The organism is Microbacterium sp. K2 (genome assembly GCF_051365005.1).
Lineage (GTDB): Bacteria > Actinomycetota > Actinomycetes > Actinomycetales > Microbacteriaceae > Microbacterium > Microbacterium foliorum_B.
The window spans coordinates 916,022-932,267 of sequence record NZ_JBLWII010000001.1; the positions used below are offsets into that span (position 1 = coordinate 916,022).

Sequence of the window (16,246 nt, forward strand, 5' to 3'; positions counted from 1 at the left end):
AGGAACCACGCATGACCAAGCAGTCCATCTTCGGACGTATCTCGACCCTTGTCCGCGCGAACATCAACTCCCTCCTGGACTCTGCGGAAGACCCGCAGAAGATGATCGACCAGCTCGTTCGCGACTACACGAACAGCATCGCGGACGCCGAGTCGGCCATCGCCGAGACCATCGGCAACCTGCGCCTGCTCGAGCGCGACCACGAAGAAGACGTCCAGGCGGCCACGGAATGGGGCAACAAGGCGCTCGCCGCGAGCCGCAAGGCCGACGAGATGCGCACCAAGGGCGACGTCGCAGACGCCGACAAGTTCGACAACCTCGCGAAGATCGCTCTTCAGCGCCAGATCAGCGCTGAGCGCGAGGCGACCGGCGCAGAGCCGCAGATCGCCGCGCAGACCGAGATCGTCGACAAGCTGAAGTCCGGCCTCAACGGCATGAAGGACAAGCTCGGCGAGCTGAAGAACAAGCGCAGCGAGCTGCTCGCCCGCGCCAAGGTCGCCGAGGCGCAGACCAAGGTGCAGGATGCGGTCTCGTCGATCAACGTCCTCGACCCCACCAGCGAGCTGGGCCGTTTCGAAGACAAGGTCCGCCGCCAGGAGGCCCTTGCGCAGGGCAAGATCGAACTCGCGGCATCGAGCCTCGACGCGCAGTTCGAGAGCCTCGAGGACCTCGGTGAGCTCACCGAGGTCGAGGCTCGTCTCGCCGAGCTGAAGGCGGGCGGCTCCGCCCCTCGCCAGGCCATCGAAGGCTCCTGACACACCCGCGGGTGCCTCGGATCCTCGCATCCGAGGCACTCGTACCCCTTTCTCAGCTGGAGGCACCCATGGTGCGTTTCCTCGTCGTCCCGCAGTGGCAGGGCTCCCCCGCCGCCCGCGCGATGCTCCTCGTCGACGGCGCCTCGGCGATCGCCGGCGATCTTCCGCGCGCGGCGACCACCGTGCTCGACGTGCCCGTTGAAGCGGGTGAATCTCTGGGAACGGGCGTTCGCCGTCTCAGCGCGCTTCTGCGCACCAGAGAACTCGTCCACGAGAGCATGACGACCGACACGGTGATCATCGGCGGCGATTGCAGCGTGACGGTCGCCGCGCTGGCGTCTCTCCCAGGCGGGACCGATGACCTCGCCGTCGTGTGGTGCGACGCCCACGCCGACCTTCACACGCCCGACACATCGCCCTCCGGTGCCTTCTCGGGCATGGCGCTCCGAGCAGTGCTGGGCGAGGGAGAACCTCAACTCGCGGTCACGCCCGGGATTCCCCGCAACCGGGTGGTCACGGTGGGCATGCGCAATCTCGAGGATTCCGAGGTGACGGCTCTCGAGGGCCTCACGCAGCTCTCCGTCCAGGATCTCGACTCACCCGAAGCACTGGCCGACGCGGTCGAGGCGACCGGCGCGCGGCGCGTCTGGGTGCACATCGACGTCGATGTGCTCGACCCCGCCGAGATCGCCGGTGTCTCCTCCCCTGCCCCGTTCGGACTCGCGCCTGCGACTCTGAGCGCCGCGATCCGCGCACTGCGGTCACGTGTTCCGCTGGCCGGCGCGACCATCGCCGGGTTCGCCCCCCGCTCACCCGCCGACGCGGTCGACGACCTCGGCGCCCTGCTCCGCCTCGTCGGTGCCGTCGCATGACGGCCGACTGGCGGCCCGCTGCCGAGCACGCTCTGGCCCGCGGTCGACGACTCGACCGAAGGATTCCCGCGTTCCTGCTCCGCTCACCGATCAGCCGACTCGGCTACTGGTGGGGCACGGCCGTCGGCTGGATCTGGGGCTCGCTGTGGAGCACCGGGCCCGTCGAACGACGCGCCGGCCTCTGGGTGTTCCGGGGGATGCCGAACTGGACCTTCAATCGCGGCGGAGTCTGCGTGGGCGGCTGCTTCCTCACCGGCGACGCACGACCGAGCGACGCGATGCTGCGACACGAAGCGGTGCACAAAGCACAGTGGCTGCGCTACGGAATCCTGCTCCCGGTGCTCTATCTCTTCGCTGGCCGGGATCCTCTGCGCAACCGCTTCGAGATCGAGGCAGGACTCGAAGACGGCAACTACGTCCGCCGCAGCAGAGCTCAGCGGTAGACGTTCGGCGCCTAGCGCTCGACGGGCAGAAGTCCGAAGCGCTCGGGTGCGTAGATCTGAGCGGGCTGGATGTCGAGAGCGCCGGTCAGGTGCTCGACGATGTCGGCAGTGCCGAGGTAACCGCCGAGAAGAGTGATGTGCGTCTCGAGCTCATCGTCGCAGAGCATCTCGTCAGCCCAGGCGCAGGTCGCCCGAGCGAGCGCCTCGCCGGCAGCGCAGGCGCGACCGGTTCCGGGTGCTCCTGACCGCTGGGCTCGAGCGAGCCAGGTGACGGTCATGCGGCCAGGTGCTTCTATCACACCGATGTCCGACGCGTCAGCGACCTCGATGAAGATCCGGCCCGAGGCACACAGCGGCAACGTCGAGAGAAAGACCTCGAGCTCGGCCAGCGAGTGCTCGTCGGCCGTCACCAGGTGGTGAGCACGACGACGTGCGGCGCGGCGCTCAGCACGCGTGCTGCGGGTCTCGAGGAAGGTCTCCATGATGCATCCAGCATACAGCACGTGAAGGGTTGCCTAACCTTGCTCGGGCACTTCTTCCACGAGCGCTTCCCGAAGGCTCTCGAGTTCCTGATCCGTCATGCCGTTCGCACGGAGATAATCGGCGGCCGAGCCCCACCGCTGGTCCACCTCCTCGAGAAGCGCCCTCATCACGGGCGCAGGCGACTGCGTGGCCAACGCGACGGCATGCACCGCCTCCGGGTGCTGCGACCTCAGGTATGCGGCGATGCGATTCGACCGCTCGGCCGGCAGCAGCGACTCCGTGATCGCATAGTCGTCGATGATCGCCTCGCGGTCGGCGCCCACTGCGGCGAGCGCAAGGGCCACCGTCACGCCGGTGCGGTCCTTGCCCACCGTGCAGTGAACCAGGGTCGGCTCTCCCGCCGCGATGATGCGGATGGCGGCGACGAGCCGCTCTCCGCTCTCCTCGAGAAGATGAAGATAGAGGTCCTCCAGGCTCGTATCGGACTCGAAGAACGAGCGCACGGATCCGAGGAACAGCGGAAGGTGAGTGGTGTCAGGCCCCTCGATCTCGGTCGGCTCCGCCGCGACCTCTTCGCCGTCGCGGAGGTCGACGATGTGCGAGACGCGACGACGAACCTCATTCACACCCGCAGTGGTGGCCGCTGAGAGCTGACCCGAACGCAGAAGCATCCCCGAACGGATCCGTCCGCCTTCTGCGGGAATCCCGCCGACGTCGCGGAAGTTGTTGACGCCGTCGATGTCGAGGACGCTCACGCCTGCGCCTGCGGGGCGCGCGGCGGAACAGGGTATCGGCCGGCGATGACGACCCTGTTGAACGCGTTGATCGAGATGCACGCCCAGCTCAGTGCCGCGTACTCCTTCTCTGTGAAGACTCCCCCGACGCGGTTGTAGACCTCGTCTGAGATGCCGTCCTCCGAGATGAACGTGAAGGCCTCGGCGAGTTCGAGCGCCGCCTCTTCGCGGTCGCTGAACACGTTGCTCTCTCGCCAGGTCGCGATCTGCATGAGCGTGTCCGTGTCGATGCCTGCCTTGAGCGCCCTGTCGACGTGCAGACGCGTGCAGTAGCTGCATCCGTTCAGCTGCGAGGAGTGGATCATCACGATCTCCTTGAGCCGATCGTCGATGCCGTTCGCGGCGCAGATGTCTCCGACCGTACGTGCGAAGGCGTCGAGCGCCTGATAGGCCGCTGGCTCGGTCTTGGAGAGGTGCACTCGCGTCTCGCTCATGCCTCAATGATATTCCGTTGTGCACTGGCTCCGGCAGGTCGCTCTCGAAGGGATTGAGTACACAATGACAAGTATTCACCCCGACATGTTCGCTTAATGACAATCATTGACACGATACGAATTGGCACGGCGCCTCTGCATTTCCGCACCGCCCTGAAAACAGAGCAGAATATGCAAGTGGCGATCGACACCAGCGAGTTCAACTATCTTCCCGCACAGGCGCAGGCGATGGGGGTTTCCGTGCCGTCCGTCCGACGCGTGACGCTTCCCCTCCCAGACGGCCGTCACGTCAGCGCTCTCCGGTTCGGCGAAGAGACGCCCCGCGTCACGCTGCTGCACGGCGCCGGCCTCAACGCCCACACGTGGGACACGACGGTGCTCGCTCTTCAGCATCCGGTGCTGGCGATAGACCTCGCCGGGCACGGCGACTCGTCTTGGCGCGACGACGTCGACTACTCCCCCCGCACGCTCGCGCTCGATGTCGCGGCAGCACTCGAGGCCTGGACCGATGGCCCGCAGCTGGTCGTCGGCCAGTCGCTCGGCGGCCTCACCGGCGCCGCCCTCGCTGCCGCTCGACCGGACCTCGTCTCGGAGCTGATCGTCGTCGACATCACGCCTGGCATCGACACCTCCGCCGGCCCAGCCGCCCTGCGCGAGTTCTACGCCGGCCCCACCGATTTCGCGACCCGCGACGAGCTCGTCGACCGCGCGATCGCGTTCGGGTTCGGGGGCGCCCGATCCGACACCGAGCGCGGAGTCTTCCTCAACACCCATGTGCGCGACGACGGACGTGTCGAGTGGAAGCATCATTTCGCTCACCTCGCCGCTCAGACGCTGGCAGCCCATGACCCTGGCGACGTCGCGGCTCCGTCGCCGCTCCACGCCACCGGATGGCAGGATCTCGCGGAGACGACGGCCCCGGTGACGCTCGTCCGCGCGCTCGACGGCTTCGTGAGCGAGGCGGATGCGAAGGAGTTCGGCGAGCGCCTGCCTCACGCTCGCGTCACCGCCGTCCAGGCCACCCACAACGTTCAGGAGACCGCACCCGCCGAGCTGGCGTCACTGATCTCCTCGTCGCTCGCCACCCGCGGAATGTGACCTTCCGTTCCACATTCCGCCCTCACCGCCCCGACACATCCCTAGGCTCGATCCATCGGCACACAGCAACTGCCGCCCCGAGAGGAAACAACCCATGTTCCGACGTACGCGACGACTCGCGCTGATCTCCGCGATCGCGGCGAGCGCCATCGTCCTCACCGCCTGCTCAGGTGCCGCAGAGCCCGAGGCCACCGAACCGGTGGGAGAACCCGACCCGGACGCGACGCTGCAGGTGGGCCTCGTCCTCGAGCCCACCAACCTCGACATTCGTCGCACCAGCGGCGCAGCGCTCGAGCAGATCCTGATCGACAACATCTACGAGGGTCTCGTCAGCCGCACACAGGAGAACGAGATCGTGCCGCGGCTCGCGTCTGACTACGAGGTCTCCGAAGACGGACTCACGTACTCGTTCACGCTGAACGAGGGCATCACCTTCCACAGCGGAACCGCACTCACCTCCGCCGATGTGGTCGCCTCTTACGAGGCCGTGCGCACTGATGCGACGTTGCAGGGCAATGCCGAGTTCGCCTCGGTGGCCTCGATCACAGCTCCAGACCCGACCACCGTGCAGATCGTGCTGACCGAGCCGAACCAGAACTTCCTGTTCTCGCTGACCGGCCCTGCGGGCCTCGTGTTCCAGACCGGCGACACGACCGATCTCAAGACCGCCGAGAACGGCACCGGCCCCTTCACCCTGACGCGCTGGAGCAAGGGCAGCGCCATCACGTTCGCCCGCAACGAGGCGTACTGGGGCGAGCCTGCGGAAGTCGCCGAGGTCGAGTTCCAGTACATCCCCGACTTCACGGCCGGAGTGAACACGGCTCTCGACGGTGGCGTCCAGGTGCTCACCGCGGTGGATCCGAATCTCGCCCCGCAGCTCGAGGATTCCGGTGACTTCTCGCTCACGACCGGTCGGACCACCGACAAGGCGACGCTCGCGTTCAACAATGCCAAGGCACCTCTCGACGACGTCCGGGTGCGCGAAGCGCTGCGTCTCGCGATCGATCACGAGGCTCTCGTCGAGGCCGTCGGCGCAGGCTCCACCCTTTACGGACCGATCCCCGAACTCGACCCCGGCTACGAAGACCTCTCCGATGTCGTGTCCTACGACCCGGAGAAGGCCAAGGAGCTGCTGGCCGAGGCCGGGCAGGAAGAGCTCGAGCTCACCCTGACGATTCCGAGCTTCTACGGCACGACGGTTCCGAAGGTCCTCATCTCCGACTTCCAGAAGGTCGGCGTCACCCTCGATGTCGACTCGGTCGAGTTCCCGACCTGGTTGGAGGACGTCTACACCAACCACGACTACGACCTGAGCTTCGTGCTGCACGTCGAGCCACGCGACTTCGGCAACTTCGCGAACCCCGAGTACTACTTCGGCTACGACAACGCCGAGGTGCAGAGCCTCTACACCGAGGCACTGGCCGAGGTCGACCCCGACAAGTCGGCGGACCTGCTCGCCGAGGCCGCTCGGATCGTCTCTGAGGACCACGCGGCGGACTGGCTGTACAACGGCGCGACGATCACCGCCGTGAGCCCGCTCGTCACGGGGTTCCCCGAGGACTCGATCAACTCGCGCATCAACCTGGCCGGCGTCACCGTGGCCACCGAGCAGTGATGACGCGCACTTCGTGATCCGCTACGCGCTCGTCCGAGGAGTCCTGCTCATCGCAGGGCTCCTCGTGTCGAGTGCGGTGATCTTCCTGACCCTGCGAGTGTTTCCCGGCGACGTCGCACAGCTGATCGCGGGAACCCAGGCCTCCCCCGCCGAGGTCGAGGCGCTCCGCGAGTCGCTCGGCCTCAACCGCCCGCTTCCCGCACAGTACGCCGAGTGGATCGGGGGCATCTTCCGGGGGGACCTCGGCACCTCGCTGCTCTCCGGCGCCTCCGTCGGCGAGGAGCTGCTCGAGAAGGCTCAGGTGACGGTTCCCCTCGGCATCCTCGCCCTGCTGATCGCCGTGCTCATCGCGGTGCCGTTCGGTATCCTGGCCGCGCTGCGCCGCGGCGGACGCGGAGGCACCGCCCTCAGCGTCGGCGCACAGGCCCTCGCGGCTGTGCCCGTCGTCTGGGCGGGGATGATGCTCATCGTCGTCTTCTCGGTCTGGCTCGGCTGGCTTCCACCACAGGGATTCCCCCGCACCGGATGGAGCACGCCCTGGAAGGCGCTCGAGTCGCTCCTGCTGCCCGCTCTCACGATCGGCATCGTCGAGGGGGCGATGCTCATGCGGTTCGTCCGCAGCGCCACCCTTCAGGCCGCCGGTCAGGACTTCGTGCGCACGGCGGCAGCCAAGGGCCTCACGCGCACGCGGGCGCTCATCTCACACGGCATCCCCGCCGTCGGCCTGTCGATCATCACCGTGCTGGGACTCCAGATCGCCGGCATCATCGTGGGATCGGTCGTGATCGAGCAGCTCTTCACGCTTCCCGGCATCGGACGGATGCTGGTGGCCGACGTCGGCACGCGAGACCTGATCAAGGTGCAGAGCGAGCTCCTCGTGCTCACCGGATTCGTGCTCGTGGTGGGATTCCTCGTCGACCTGATCCACCGTGCGGTCGATCCGCGCCAGAGGGAGGCGTGATGCGCGGCTGGCTTCCGAGACTGTGGCGCACCGCCACCGGACGATTCGGTCTGATCGTCGTAACGGTCATCGCGCTCACCGCACTCGTCTCGCTGTTCTGGACGCCGTTCGATCCTCAGGAGTCCGACCTGCGCGCACGCTGGTCCATCCCGAGCTGGCCGCATCTGCTCGGCACCGACGACACGGGCCGCGACATCCTCAGCCTGCTCATGGCAGGCGCTCGCACGACGGTCTTCGTCAGCATCGGTGCCGGTGTCGTCGCGACCCTCGTAGGCATCGCCCTCGCCGCCCTGGGTGCGCTCACCGCCCGCTGGCTGCGCGAGACGGTCGCCGTGCTCGTCGACATCCTGATCGCCTTCCCCGTGCTGCTGATCGCCATGATGATCTCGTCGGTCTGGGGCGGCTCGCTGTGGGTGGTGATCTGGTCGGTCGGCATCGGATTCGGCGTCAACATCGCCCGCGTCACGAGACCCGAGCTGCGCCGCGTGCAGCAGAGCGACTTCGTCCTCGCCGCGCGGGCGTCCGGCCTCACGACCGGACAGAGCCTCGCTCGTCACCTTCTTCCGAACGTCGCCCCCGTGTTCATCGTGCAGCTCTCGTGGTCGATGGCGGTCGCGGTGCTCGCCGAGGCCGGCCTGTCTTACCTCGGCTTCGGCGCCTCGGTCACGGAGCCGAGCTGGGGACTGCTGCTCGCCGACCTGCAGCGCTACATCGGCGTGCATCCGCTGTCGGTCATCTGGCCCGGCCTGGCGATCACGATCACCGTGCTGGCGCTCAACCTCCTCGGCGACGGGCTGCGCGAGGCCACTGATCCCACACTGCGCCACCGCGCGGCCGAGGTGCACACGCCGGCGGTGATCGCATGAGCCTCGAGGTGACAGACCTCGTCGTCCGCATCGACGGACGCACCGTCGTCGACGGCATCTCGTTCGAGGTGCCGGACGGATCCCGTCTCGGCCTGATCGGCGAATCCGGCTCCGGCAAGTCGCTGACCGCCCTCGCGGTGCTCGGCCTGCTCCCCGAAGGAGCGGTGGCGCGCGGCAGCATCCGCTGGAACGGGACCGAGCTGATCGGACTTCCGGATCGCGAACTCGCGCGACTGCGCGGCGACGAGATCGGCATCGTGTTCCAAGAGCCTCGCACCGCCCTGAACCCGATCCGCACGGTAGGCAGACAGATCGCCGAGTCGATCCGCATCCACGAGGGCATCGGTCGGAGAGAGGCCCGCGAGCGTGCGATCCAGGAGGCCGCGCGCGTGCGACTGCCCGACCCCGCCTCGATCGTCGATCGCTATCCGCATCAGCTCTCGGGCGGTCAGCGGCAGCGGGTGGCGATCGCGATAGCCCTCGCGTGCCGGCCACGACTGCTCATCGCCGACGAGCCGACGACCGCTCTCGACGTCACCATCCAGGCCGAGATCCTCTCGCTGCTGTTGAACCTCGTCGAGGAAGAGGGCATGTCTCTCATGTTCATCACGCACGATCTCGCGGTGCTCGCGCAGGTCGCGACCCACGGCGTCGTGCTCGAAGACGGACTCGTGGTCGAGGCGGCCCCCGTGAGCACGCTCCTCACCGCTCCGACGTCCCCGATCACACAGGGCCTCCTGCGCGATGCCACCGCGACACTGTGGCGTCCCGAGGGAGGCACACGATGAGCCTGATCGAGGCGCGGGCGCTGCGGCGCGACTTCGTTATCCCGAAGCGTTCGACGTTCGAGCGCACCCGACAGCAGACCGCACTGGCGCCGACCGATCTCGACATCGTCGAGGGGTCATCCGTCGGCATCATCGGCGAGTCCGGGTCGGGCAAGTCGACCCTCGTCAAGCTGCTCCTCGGCCTCGACCGCCCGACGTCCGGCACCGTCACCCTCGACGGCAGGACGGTCGACGCTTCGGCATCCGCACGGTCGCTGCACTGGCTGCGCCGTCAGACCGGGCTGGTGTTCCAGGATCCCTACGCATCGCTCGACCCGCGGATGACCGCTGCGCAGATCGTCCGCGAACCGCTGTGGGCGCTCGGAATCGATGGAGATCACCGAGCCAGAGTGCGCGAAGTGCTCGAGCAGGTGGGCCTGGAGCCCGAGATGGGCGATCGGTATCCGCACGAGTTCTCGGGCGGGCAGCGGCAGCGCATCGCTCTGGCGAGGGCCATCGTCCACCGTCCGCGCATCCTCGTCGGCGACGAGCCGCTGTCGGCGCTCGATGTGACCGTCCGTGCTCAGATCCTCGAGCTCCTCATCGAGCTGCGCCGCACCTCCGACCTCACGCTCGTCCTGGTGTCGCACGACATCGGTGTGGTGCAGAATCTCTGCGACACCGTGGTCGTGATGAAGGACGGCGAGATCGTCGAGCGCGGCACCACCGCGGACGTGCTGCTGCACCCGACGCACGACTACACGAAGACGCTGCTGGCCGCGATCCCGGTCATCCCCGCTCCCCCGGCGTGATCGCGGCTCTCAGCGCCCGGAGCTCAGGCTGAAGAACTTCCGCCGGCGGCTCGGGCGCAGGGCACGTCGCATGTAGACGGTGCCGAGGTCGCGGCCGAACTTGTGACCGACGCGCCCCATGCGCCCGGCTTCGACGAATCCGAGCTTGGCATGCAGGCGAATCGACGCGTCTGCTTTGGTGTCGCTGATCACGGCCACCATCTCGCGGATCCCGAGCTGCTCGCATGCGTCGATCAGCGCCTGCAGCAGTGCGGCTCCGAGGCCTTTGCCGCCGGCCCCCGGCCCGAGGTAGATCGAGTCCTCGACGGTGTAGCGATAGGCGTTCTTCCCCGCCCACGGCTGGGCCAGCGCATAGCCGATCACGACCCCTGCCGGCGAGACAGCCACAAGGAAGGGCAGGCCGAGCTTGCTCAGCAGCGCGAACTTCTCCCGCCAGTAGGGGATGCTGCTGCGTCGCTCGTCGAGCGTGACGACCGAGTTGCTGACGAAGTGGTTGTAGATCTCGCGCACGTACGGCAGATCGCCAGACCGTGCCGGGCGGATCGAGTACGAGAACACGTCGGGTTCGGACTGCGGGCGCAGATGGCGCGGCAGCACACGGCGGCGATCACCGGGCTCGAACTGCATGCGATCAGCTTAGAGGGGGCTCGCCGCCGATGCGCCAGTCGACCGGGCTCGCACCGAGTCCTGCGAGCATCTCGTTCGCCCGCGAGAACGGGCGGGAGCCGAAGAATCCCCGCCGAGCGGACAGCGGCGACGGATGCGCCGAGGCTATGACCGGCGTCTCTCCCAGCAACGGCTGGAGGTTCGCGGCGTCTTTTCCCCAGAGGATCGCGACGAGCGGCCGGTCGCGGGCGACGAGGGCACGGATCGCGAGCTCGGTGACCTGCTCCCACCCCCAGCGGCGATGGGATCCCGCCTCACCGGGGCGGACAGTCAGCACGCGGTTCAGCAGCAGCACACCCTGGTCGCTCCACGCGGTCAGGTCTCCGTGCGGCGCCGGTGGGATGCCGAGATCGCTTTCGAGCTCGGCGTAGATGTTGCCGAGACTGCGCGGCAGCGGGCGCACGTCTCGGTCGACCGCGAAGGACAGGCCGATCGGATGCCCGGGAGTCGGATAGGGGTCCTGACCCGTGATGAGCACCTTCACCTCGGACATCGGGCGCTCGAACGCGCGCAGCACATGCTCCCCCGCGGGAAGGTAGCCCCGCCCCGCAGCCTGCTCCTCACGCAGCCGCTCACCGAGGGCGGTGATCGTCTGCTGCGCCGGAGCGAGGGCGTCAGCCCAGTCGGGGTCGATCAGCCCGTCGCCGGCGAGCTCGGCGAGAGTGCGCGCAGTCATCGCTCAGTCGATCGCTCGCACCCGCAGCGGTCCGCGGGCGAGGAGGTGGTTCGCCGACTGGGCGACGGGCCGCATCGTGATGAGATCGAGGTTCACGTGCGCGGGGGCGTCCAGCGCGTAGGCGATCACGTCGGCGACGTCCTCGGCCCGCAGGGGCGCTTCGACGCCCGAGTACACGGCCTCCGCGGCGACCGCGTCTCCGCCGAGACGGTTGAGGGTGAATTCCTCGGTGTGCACCATGCCCGGAGCGACCTCGGAGACGCGGATCGGCTCTCCGTTCAGCTCGAGGCGGAGGGCGTGCACCAGCATCGCCTGAGCGGCCTTCGCGGCGTTGTAGCCGCCGCCACCGGCATAGGCGACCTGCGCAGCAGTGGACGTCACGAAGACGGTGTCGGCGTGGCCATCCGCTGCGGCGGCCCTGCGCAGCAGGGGCAGGAGCCCGGCGACCAGGCGCTGGCTCGAGAGCACATTCGCGTCGTACATCCACTGCCAGTCGTCGACCGATGCGTTCTCGACGCGGTCCGTGCCTCGTGCGCCGCCGGCGACCTGCACGAGAGCGTGCACCGGGCCGGTCGCCTCGAGCTCGGCGATGAGCGCGGCGACGGCGGCCGGGTCCGTCAGATCGCATGCGATCGTCGAGGCACCCGTCTCCGCCGAGAGCGCCGCCAACCGCGCCGCACGTCGTGCGACTCCGACCACGCCCCAGCCTCGCGCGCGCAGCGCGCGCACCGTGGCCTCTCCGATACCCGAACTCGCACCCGTCACGACTGCACGCCTGTTGACCATTCCTCCACCGTACGATGTTCCGGCGACTATCTCGCGTCGTGCGCCGCCACGTCGCACTTTCCGGCCGACCTCGCTGACGTCTCCTGCGACCTCGCTGACGTCCCCTGCGCCCTCGCCTCGCTGGTGAGCACCACTGCGACGCCGATTCCGCACAGGACGAACCCTGCGACGGTGACGATGGTGATCGGCTCTCCCAGCAGGATGCTGCCGGCGAGTGACGTCGCGGGGGCGATCAGGAAGAGCAGAGCCTGCAACGCGGTGATGCCCACTCGCCGCAACAGCCACCAGTACAGACCGTAGGCGGCGAGGGTCGGGAACACGGCGGTGAGCACGACGGCGAGCCAGAACGAGGCGGATGCCGGCGGGACCAGGGTTCCGGTCACGGCCGCGATCACCAGGAGCAGCACCGCGGTCACCGACACATGGATGGTCAGAGTGAGGAGCACGCCGCTCGTCACCGCAGACCTGCGCTGCAGCAGGGTGCCGATGATGAGGCAGACCATCGCGACGGCCGGCAGCAGATACGCCGTCGGTGTCGCCTCTGACGAACCGAACTGTGAACGCACCACGAGAAGCACGCCGACCGCTCCGATCACGAGCCCAGCCCATTGCGCACCTCGCACCCGCAGACCGAGCACCGGGCCGACGAGCACAGCCACGACGAGTGGCTGCACCGCGTCGATGAGGGCGACCGTCCCTGTCGCTATGCCAGCCGCGACGGCGCCGTAGACCGCGAAACAGTATCCGAACTGCGCGAAGAGCCCGATCGTGGCCTGTGTGCGCAGATCGCGGGCGCTCACCCCCTTCGCCCCACCCGTGAGCCGGAGGACGGCCAGGAGGACGACCGCCAGAGGCACGAACCGCCATACGAGGAGCGTCAGCGGCGACACGTCCACCGTGGCGTAAGCAGGAATGATGAATCCCGAACTCCAGGTGACGATGAACGCGACGGCGGCGACCACCGTCACCACCGAGCGAAGTAGACCGATCTGTTTACTCATGCTCCGACTATACAGACTGGTATAGTCGATCGCATGACGCAGTCCGTTCCCGAGCTCGCACCGCTCACCCCCGGAGGGCGGCGCGTCCTCGACGCCGCGTCGCGGCTCTTCTACGAACGCGGCATCCACGCGGTCGGCGTCGACACGATCGCCGAGGCGGCCGGCGTCACGAAGAAGACTCTCTACGACCGCTTCGGCTCGAAGGAGGCGCTCGTCGTCTCCTACCTCCAGCACCGCGACGCTCGCTGGCGGGAGCATGTCGCCGCACATCTCTCCCGCGTGCCCGAACCCGGCCCTGATCGCGTGCTCGCGATCTTCGATGCGGCGATCTCCTGGTCCGACGAGAACAGCCCGAAGGGATGCAGCGCGATCAACGCGCGGGCGGAGATCGGCGAGGGCAACGACGAGCACCCGGTGTTCCCCGAGGTCTCCCGCCAGAAGACCTGGCTGCTCGAGGTGTTCGAGGAGCTCTGCGCCGAGGCGGGTGTCCCCGATCCTCGCGCGGTGGCGCAGGCGATGATGCTGCTGTACGAGGGCGCGATCGTGACGGTCGGGATGACGACGTTCGCCGAGCCGTTCGCGATCGCTCGCACGTGGGCGGCGCGACTGCTGACACAGGGCTGATATCCCCGATCCTCGACCTGCGGATTCGGTCCGGGTTCATTACGTCACATTTCCCACCCGCTGTTGACAGCCGTCGATGTTCCGTACTGTCGCATCAACGACATCAGTCGAACCGACCTTCCAACAGTTCCAGGGGGAACACATGTCCGCACCCGAGACCTGGCGTTTCGAGACGAAGCAGATCCACTCCGGAGCTGCTCCCGACCCGGTGACCAAGGCCCGCGCAACGCCGATCTACCAGACCACGTCGTATGTGTTCGACAGCGCCGACCACGCGGCGAACCTGTTCGCGCTGGCCGAGTTCGGCAACATCTACACCCGCATCCAGAACCCGACCCAGGACGTCCTGGAGCAGCGCCTCGCGGCACTCGAAGGGGGCACCGGCGCCCTCGTGCTCGCCAGCGGTCAGGCCGCATCGACGTTCGCGGTCCTCAACATCGCGGAGGCCGGCGATCACATCGTGTCGTCGAGCTCGATCTACGGCGGCACCTACAACCTGTTCAAGTACACGCTCGCAAAGCTCGGCATCGAGGTCACGTTCGTCGAGAACCAGGACGACCCCGAGGAATGGCGCCGCGCCGTCCGCCCGAACACCAAGCTGTTCTTCGCGGAGACCATCGGCAACCCGCAGATCAACATCCTCGACATCCGCACCGTGGCAGACGTGGCGCACGAAGGCGGCGTGCCGCTGATCGTGGACAACACGATCGCCACCCCGTATCTGATCCGCCCGTTCGAGCACGGCGCCGACATCGTCGTGCACTCCGTGACCAAGTTCCTCGGCGGCCACGGCACCACCATCGGCGGCGCGATCATCGACGGCGGCACCTTCGAGTGGTCGAAGAACGTCGAGAAGTTCCCCGGGCTCACCGAGCCCGACCCCTCGTACCACGGCGCCAGCTACACGGCTGCGGTCGGCGACCCGCTCGCCTACATCATCAAGGCTCGCGTGCAGCTGCTCCGCGACCTCGGCTCAGCCATCGCACCGCAGAGCGCCTGGAACCTCATCCAGGGCATCGAGACCCTGTCGCTGCGCATCGAGCGCCACGTGCAGAACGCTCAGGAGATCGCCGAGTGGCTCGACGGCCGCGAGGATGTCGCGTCGGTCAACTACTCGGGCCTGCCCTCCTCCCCCTGGTACGCCAAGGCGAACCAGTACGCTCCCAAGGGTGTCGGCGCGGTGCTGTCGTTCGAACTCAAGGGCGGCGTCGAGGCCGGTCGCGAGTTCGTGAACAGCCTGTCGCTCTTCAGTCACCTCGCGAACATCGGCGACGTGCGCTCGCTCGTGATCCACCCGGCATCGACCACGCACGCACAGCTCACGCCCGAGCAGCAGCTCACCGCCGGCGTCACTCCCGGTCTCGTGCGCCTGTCGGTCGGCATCGAGAACATCGACGACCTCAAGGCCGACCTCGATGAGGCACTCGCCGCGGCGCGCCGCGTGTCGGAGGCCGCTCGCGCCTGACCCGTCCATCGGATGCAGCAGGTGCCCCGGGCTTCGGCTCGGGGCACCTGCTCGTTTCGGGGCGCGTACGGCAGGTGCACAGACAGCTCGGTCGAGAATGAGAAGCCTGCCCGAGGAGGTCACAATCACCGCCACGACGAGTTCGCCGACCCGCCGACGCTCGCACGTGCGCGCGGGGCGCATCATCGCCGTCACAGGGCTCGTGGTGCTGGCCATGGTCGTGGGCGTCTGGATCCCCGGATTCGTGGGCACCGCGGCCGCCGCTCTCCTTCCGTGGTGCGGCCTCGTCCTCGGAGTCCTGTCGGTGATCGCACTGACCCGAGCCCGCCGTGTCGTCCTGGTGCTGCTCGCGCCCATCCTCGTCTGGGTGCTCGCGATCGCACCCTCCGTTCCCGGCTTCGCATCGGGTGCCGCCGAGCAGACGTCGACCGTCGAGATCGTCAGCCAGAACGTGCGCGCGCACTCCGGCGGCGCAGCCGAATCCGCGGCCGACCTCGCCGCCTCCGGTGCCGACGTGATCGCGCTGACGGAGCTCGACGCCGACAGCCTCGCCGCCGCACGGGACACGCTCGCGGCTGACTACCCGCACTCCTACGCGATCGGCACGGTCGCCGTCTGGAGCCGCTTCCCCATCGCCGATGCTCAGGCACTGTCGCTCGGGCTCGACTGGAAGCGCGCGCTGCGCGTGGTGCTGAACGCGCCGGATGCCGACGTCGCCGTGTACGTCATGCACGCGGCATCCGTGCGACCGGGCGTGCAGGACGACCGGGATGCGATGCTGTCGGGTATCGCCGATGCCGTCGCTGCCGACACCGCCGAGTCCATCGTCGTCGTCGGCGACTTCAACGCAGCCTCTGCCGACCCGGCGCTCGGTGCCGTCCGATCGCAACTCGACTGGGTCAGACCGACCGACGGCACCCTCGGGTTCACCTGGCCCGCGGGCCCGCCGCTCGCCAGGATCGATCACGTCTTCGTGCGCGGCCTGGAGGTGCTCGGCTCCACGACGATGCGAGCCGGCAGCAGCGACCACCTGGCGACCGTGACGACTCTCGCTCTCTGACACCGAGCGCCGGCCGATCCTCCTGGGCGACACCCGGGTACGTAACGTGCGTCCGACGGGTCGCGGTA

Annotated in this window: 19 protein-coding genes; 12 read left to right on the forward strand and 7 right to left on the reverse strand. The window is 68.1% G+C overall.

The genetic code is table 11. The annotated features are described in order from the left end of the window. Positions 1-11: 11 nt before the first annotated feature. The 3 genes from ACLKOY_RS04680 to ACLKOY_RS04690 all read left to right on the forward strand — a co-directional run bounded on the left by ACLKOY_RS04680 (position 12) and on the right by ACLKOY_RS04690 (position 2,070). Positions 12-755 (forward strand): PspA/IM30 family protein, encoded by a 744-nt coding sequence (locus ACLKOY_RS04680; RefSeq protein ID WP_436452634.1) that lies wholly within the window; start codon positions 12-14, stop codon positions 753-755. Positions 756-823: 68 nt separating this feature from the next. After that, entirely contained in the window at positions 824-1,627 is an 804-nt protein-coding gene (locus tag ACLKOY_RS04685; RefSeq protein ID WP_436452635.1) for an arginase family protein, read from the forward strand. Beyond that, positions 1,624-2,070, forward strand: a complete 447-nt coding sequence (locus ACLKOY_RS04690) for a Fe-S oxidoreductase (protein ID WP_436452636.1) — start codon at positions 1,624-1,626, stop codon at positions 2,068-2,070. Before ACLKOY_RS04685 ends, ACLKOY_RS04690 begins: the two co-directional genes overlap by 4 nt. A gap of 11 nt (positions 2,071-2,081) precedes the next feature. Here the strand turns inward: ACLKOY_RS04690 and ACLKOY_RS04695 are convergent, their stop codons facing one another. Genes ACLKOY_RS04695 through ACLKOY_RS04705 form a run of 3 tightly spaced genes read right to left on the reverse strand, consistent with a single transcriptional unit; the run spans position 2,082 to position 3,781 of the window. After that, positions 2,082-2,552: an SIP domain-containing protein gene (locus tag ACLKOY_RS04695; RefSeq protein ID WP_436452637.1), complete on the reverse strand. Its 471-nt coding sequence runs from the start codon at positions 2,550-2,552 to the stop codon at positions 2,082-2,084. Between the two features lie 33 nt (positions 2,553-2,585). Beyond that, positions 2,586-3,308 (reverse strand): tyrosine-protein phosphatase, encoded by a 723-nt coding sequence (locus tag ACLKOY_RS04700; RefSeq protein ID WP_436452638.1) that lies wholly within the window; start codon positions 3,306-3,308, stop codon positions 2,586-2,588. Then, a complete protein-coding gene (locus ACLKOY_RS04705; protein WP_436452639.1) occupies positions 3,305-3,781 on the reverse strand; it encodes a carboxymuconolactone decarboxylase family protein in 477 nt (158 codons plus the stop codon). The genes ACLKOY_RS04700 and ACLKOY_RS04705 overlap by 4 nt, the downstream gene beginning before the upstream one ends. Before the next feature lie 171 nt (positions 3,782-3,952). On the opposite strand from ACLKOY_RS04705, the gene ACLKOY_RS04710 reads away from it, so the two are divergent. The 6 genes from ACLKOY_RS04710 to ACLKOY_RS04735 all read left to right on the forward strand — a co-directional run bounded on the left by ACLKOY_RS04710 (position 3,953) and on the right by ACLKOY_RS04735 (position 9,900). After that, entirely contained in the window at positions 3,953-4,879 is a 927-nt protein-coding gene (locus ACLKOY_RS04710; protein ID WP_436452640.1) for an alpha/beta fold hydrolase, read from the forward strand. Positions 4,880-4,973: 94 nt separating this feature from the next. Continuing rightward, complete coding sequence (locus ACLKOY_RS04715; RefSeq protein ID WP_436452641.1) at positions 4,974-6,494, forward strand: ABC transporter substrate-binding protein; 1,521 nt, start codon at positions 4,974-4,976, stop codon at positions 6,492-6,494. Positions 6,495-6,507: 13 nt separating this feature from the next. Continuing rightward, complete coding sequence (locus tag ACLKOY_RS04720) at positions 6,508-7,455, forward strand: ABC transporter permease (protein WP_436452642.1); 948 nt, start codon at positions 6,508-6,510, stop codon at positions 7,453-7,455. Continuing rightward, positions 7,455-8,321 carry an ABC transporter permease gene (locus tag ACLKOY_RS04725; protein ID WP_436452643.1) on the forward strand — a complete coding sequence of 289 codons (867 nt, stop codon included), beginning with the start codon at positions 7,455-7,457 and terminating at the stop codon, positions 8,319-8,321. The genes ACLKOY_RS04720 and ACLKOY_RS04725 overlap by 1 nt, the downstream gene beginning before the upstream one ends. Next, positions 8,318-9,109: an ATP-binding cassette domain-containing protein gene (locus ACLKOY_RS04730; RefSeq protein WP_436452644.1), complete on the forward strand. Its 792-nt coding sequence runs from the start codon at positions 8,318-8,320 to the stop codon at positions 9,107-9,109. Before ACLKOY_RS04725 ends, ACLKOY_RS04730 begins: the two co-directional genes overlap by 4 nt. Continuing rightward, positions 9,106-9,900, forward strand: coding sequence for an ABC transporter ATP-binding protein (locus tag ACLKOY_RS04735; protein ID WP_436452645.1), 795 nt, complete (start codon positions 9,106-9,108; stop codon positions 9,898-9,900). The genes ACLKOY_RS04730 and ACLKOY_RS04735 overlap by 4 nt, the downstream gene beginning before the upstream one ends. A gap of 9 nt (positions 9,901-9,909) precedes the next feature. Here the strand turns inward: ACLKOY_RS04735 and ACLKOY_RS04740 are convergent, their stop codons facing one another. The 4 genes from ACLKOY_RS04740 to ACLKOY_RS04755 are packed head-to-tail and all read right to left on the reverse strand — an operon-like array spanning position 9,910 to position 13,029. Then, positions 9,910-10,527, reverse strand: a complete 618-nt coding sequence (locus ACLKOY_RS04740) for an N-acetyltransferase family protein (protein ID WP_436452647.1) — start codon at positions 10,525-10,527, stop codon at positions 9,910-9,912. 4 nt (positions 10,528-10,531) lie between these two features. Further along, positions 10,532-11,242: a uracil-DNA glycosylase gene (locus tag ACLKOY_RS04745; protein WP_436452648.1), complete on the reverse strand. Its 711-nt coding sequence runs from the start codon at positions 11,240-11,242 to the stop codon at positions 10,532-10,534. A gap of 3 nt (positions 11,243-11,245) precedes the next feature. After that, complete coding sequence (locus tag ACLKOY_RS04750) at positions 11,246-12,028, reverse strand: SDR family oxidoreductase (protein ID WP_436452649.1); 783 nt, start codon at positions 12,026-12,028, stop codon at positions 11,246-11,248. 26 nt (positions 12,029-12,054) lie between these two features. Beyond that, a complete protein-coding gene (locus ACLKOY_RS04755) occupies positions 12,055-13,029 on the reverse strand; it encodes a DMT family transporter (protein ID WP_436452650.1) in 975 nt (324 codons plus the stop codon). A 33-nt stretch (positions 13,030-13,062) separates the two neighbouring features. Between ACLKOY_RS04755 and ACLKOY_RS04760 the strand changes: the two genes are divergently transcribed. From ACLKOY_RS04760 to ACLKOY_RS04770, 3 genes are all read left to right on the forward strand, one after another. Next, entirely contained in the window at positions 13,063-13,653 is a 591-nt protein-coding gene (locus ACLKOY_RS04760) for a TetR/AcrR family transcriptional regulator (protein WP_436452651.1), read from the forward strand. A gap of 142 nt (positions 13,654-13,795) precedes the next feature. Continuing rightward, positions 13,796-15,118, forward strand: coding sequence for a bifunctional o-acetylhomoserine/o-acetylserine sulfhydrylase (locus ACLKOY_RS04765; protein WP_140036745.1), 1,323 nt, complete (start codon positions 13,796-13,798; stop codon positions 15,116-15,118). 97 nt (positions 15,119-15,215) lie between these two features. Next, positions 15,216-16,178, forward strand: coding sequence for an endonuclease/exonuclease/phosphatase family protein (locus ACLKOY_RS04770; RefSeq protein WP_436452652.1), 963 nt, complete (start codon positions 15,216-15,218; stop codon positions 16,176-16,178). The last annotated feature ends 68 nt before the right edge of the window (positions 16,179-16,246 follow it).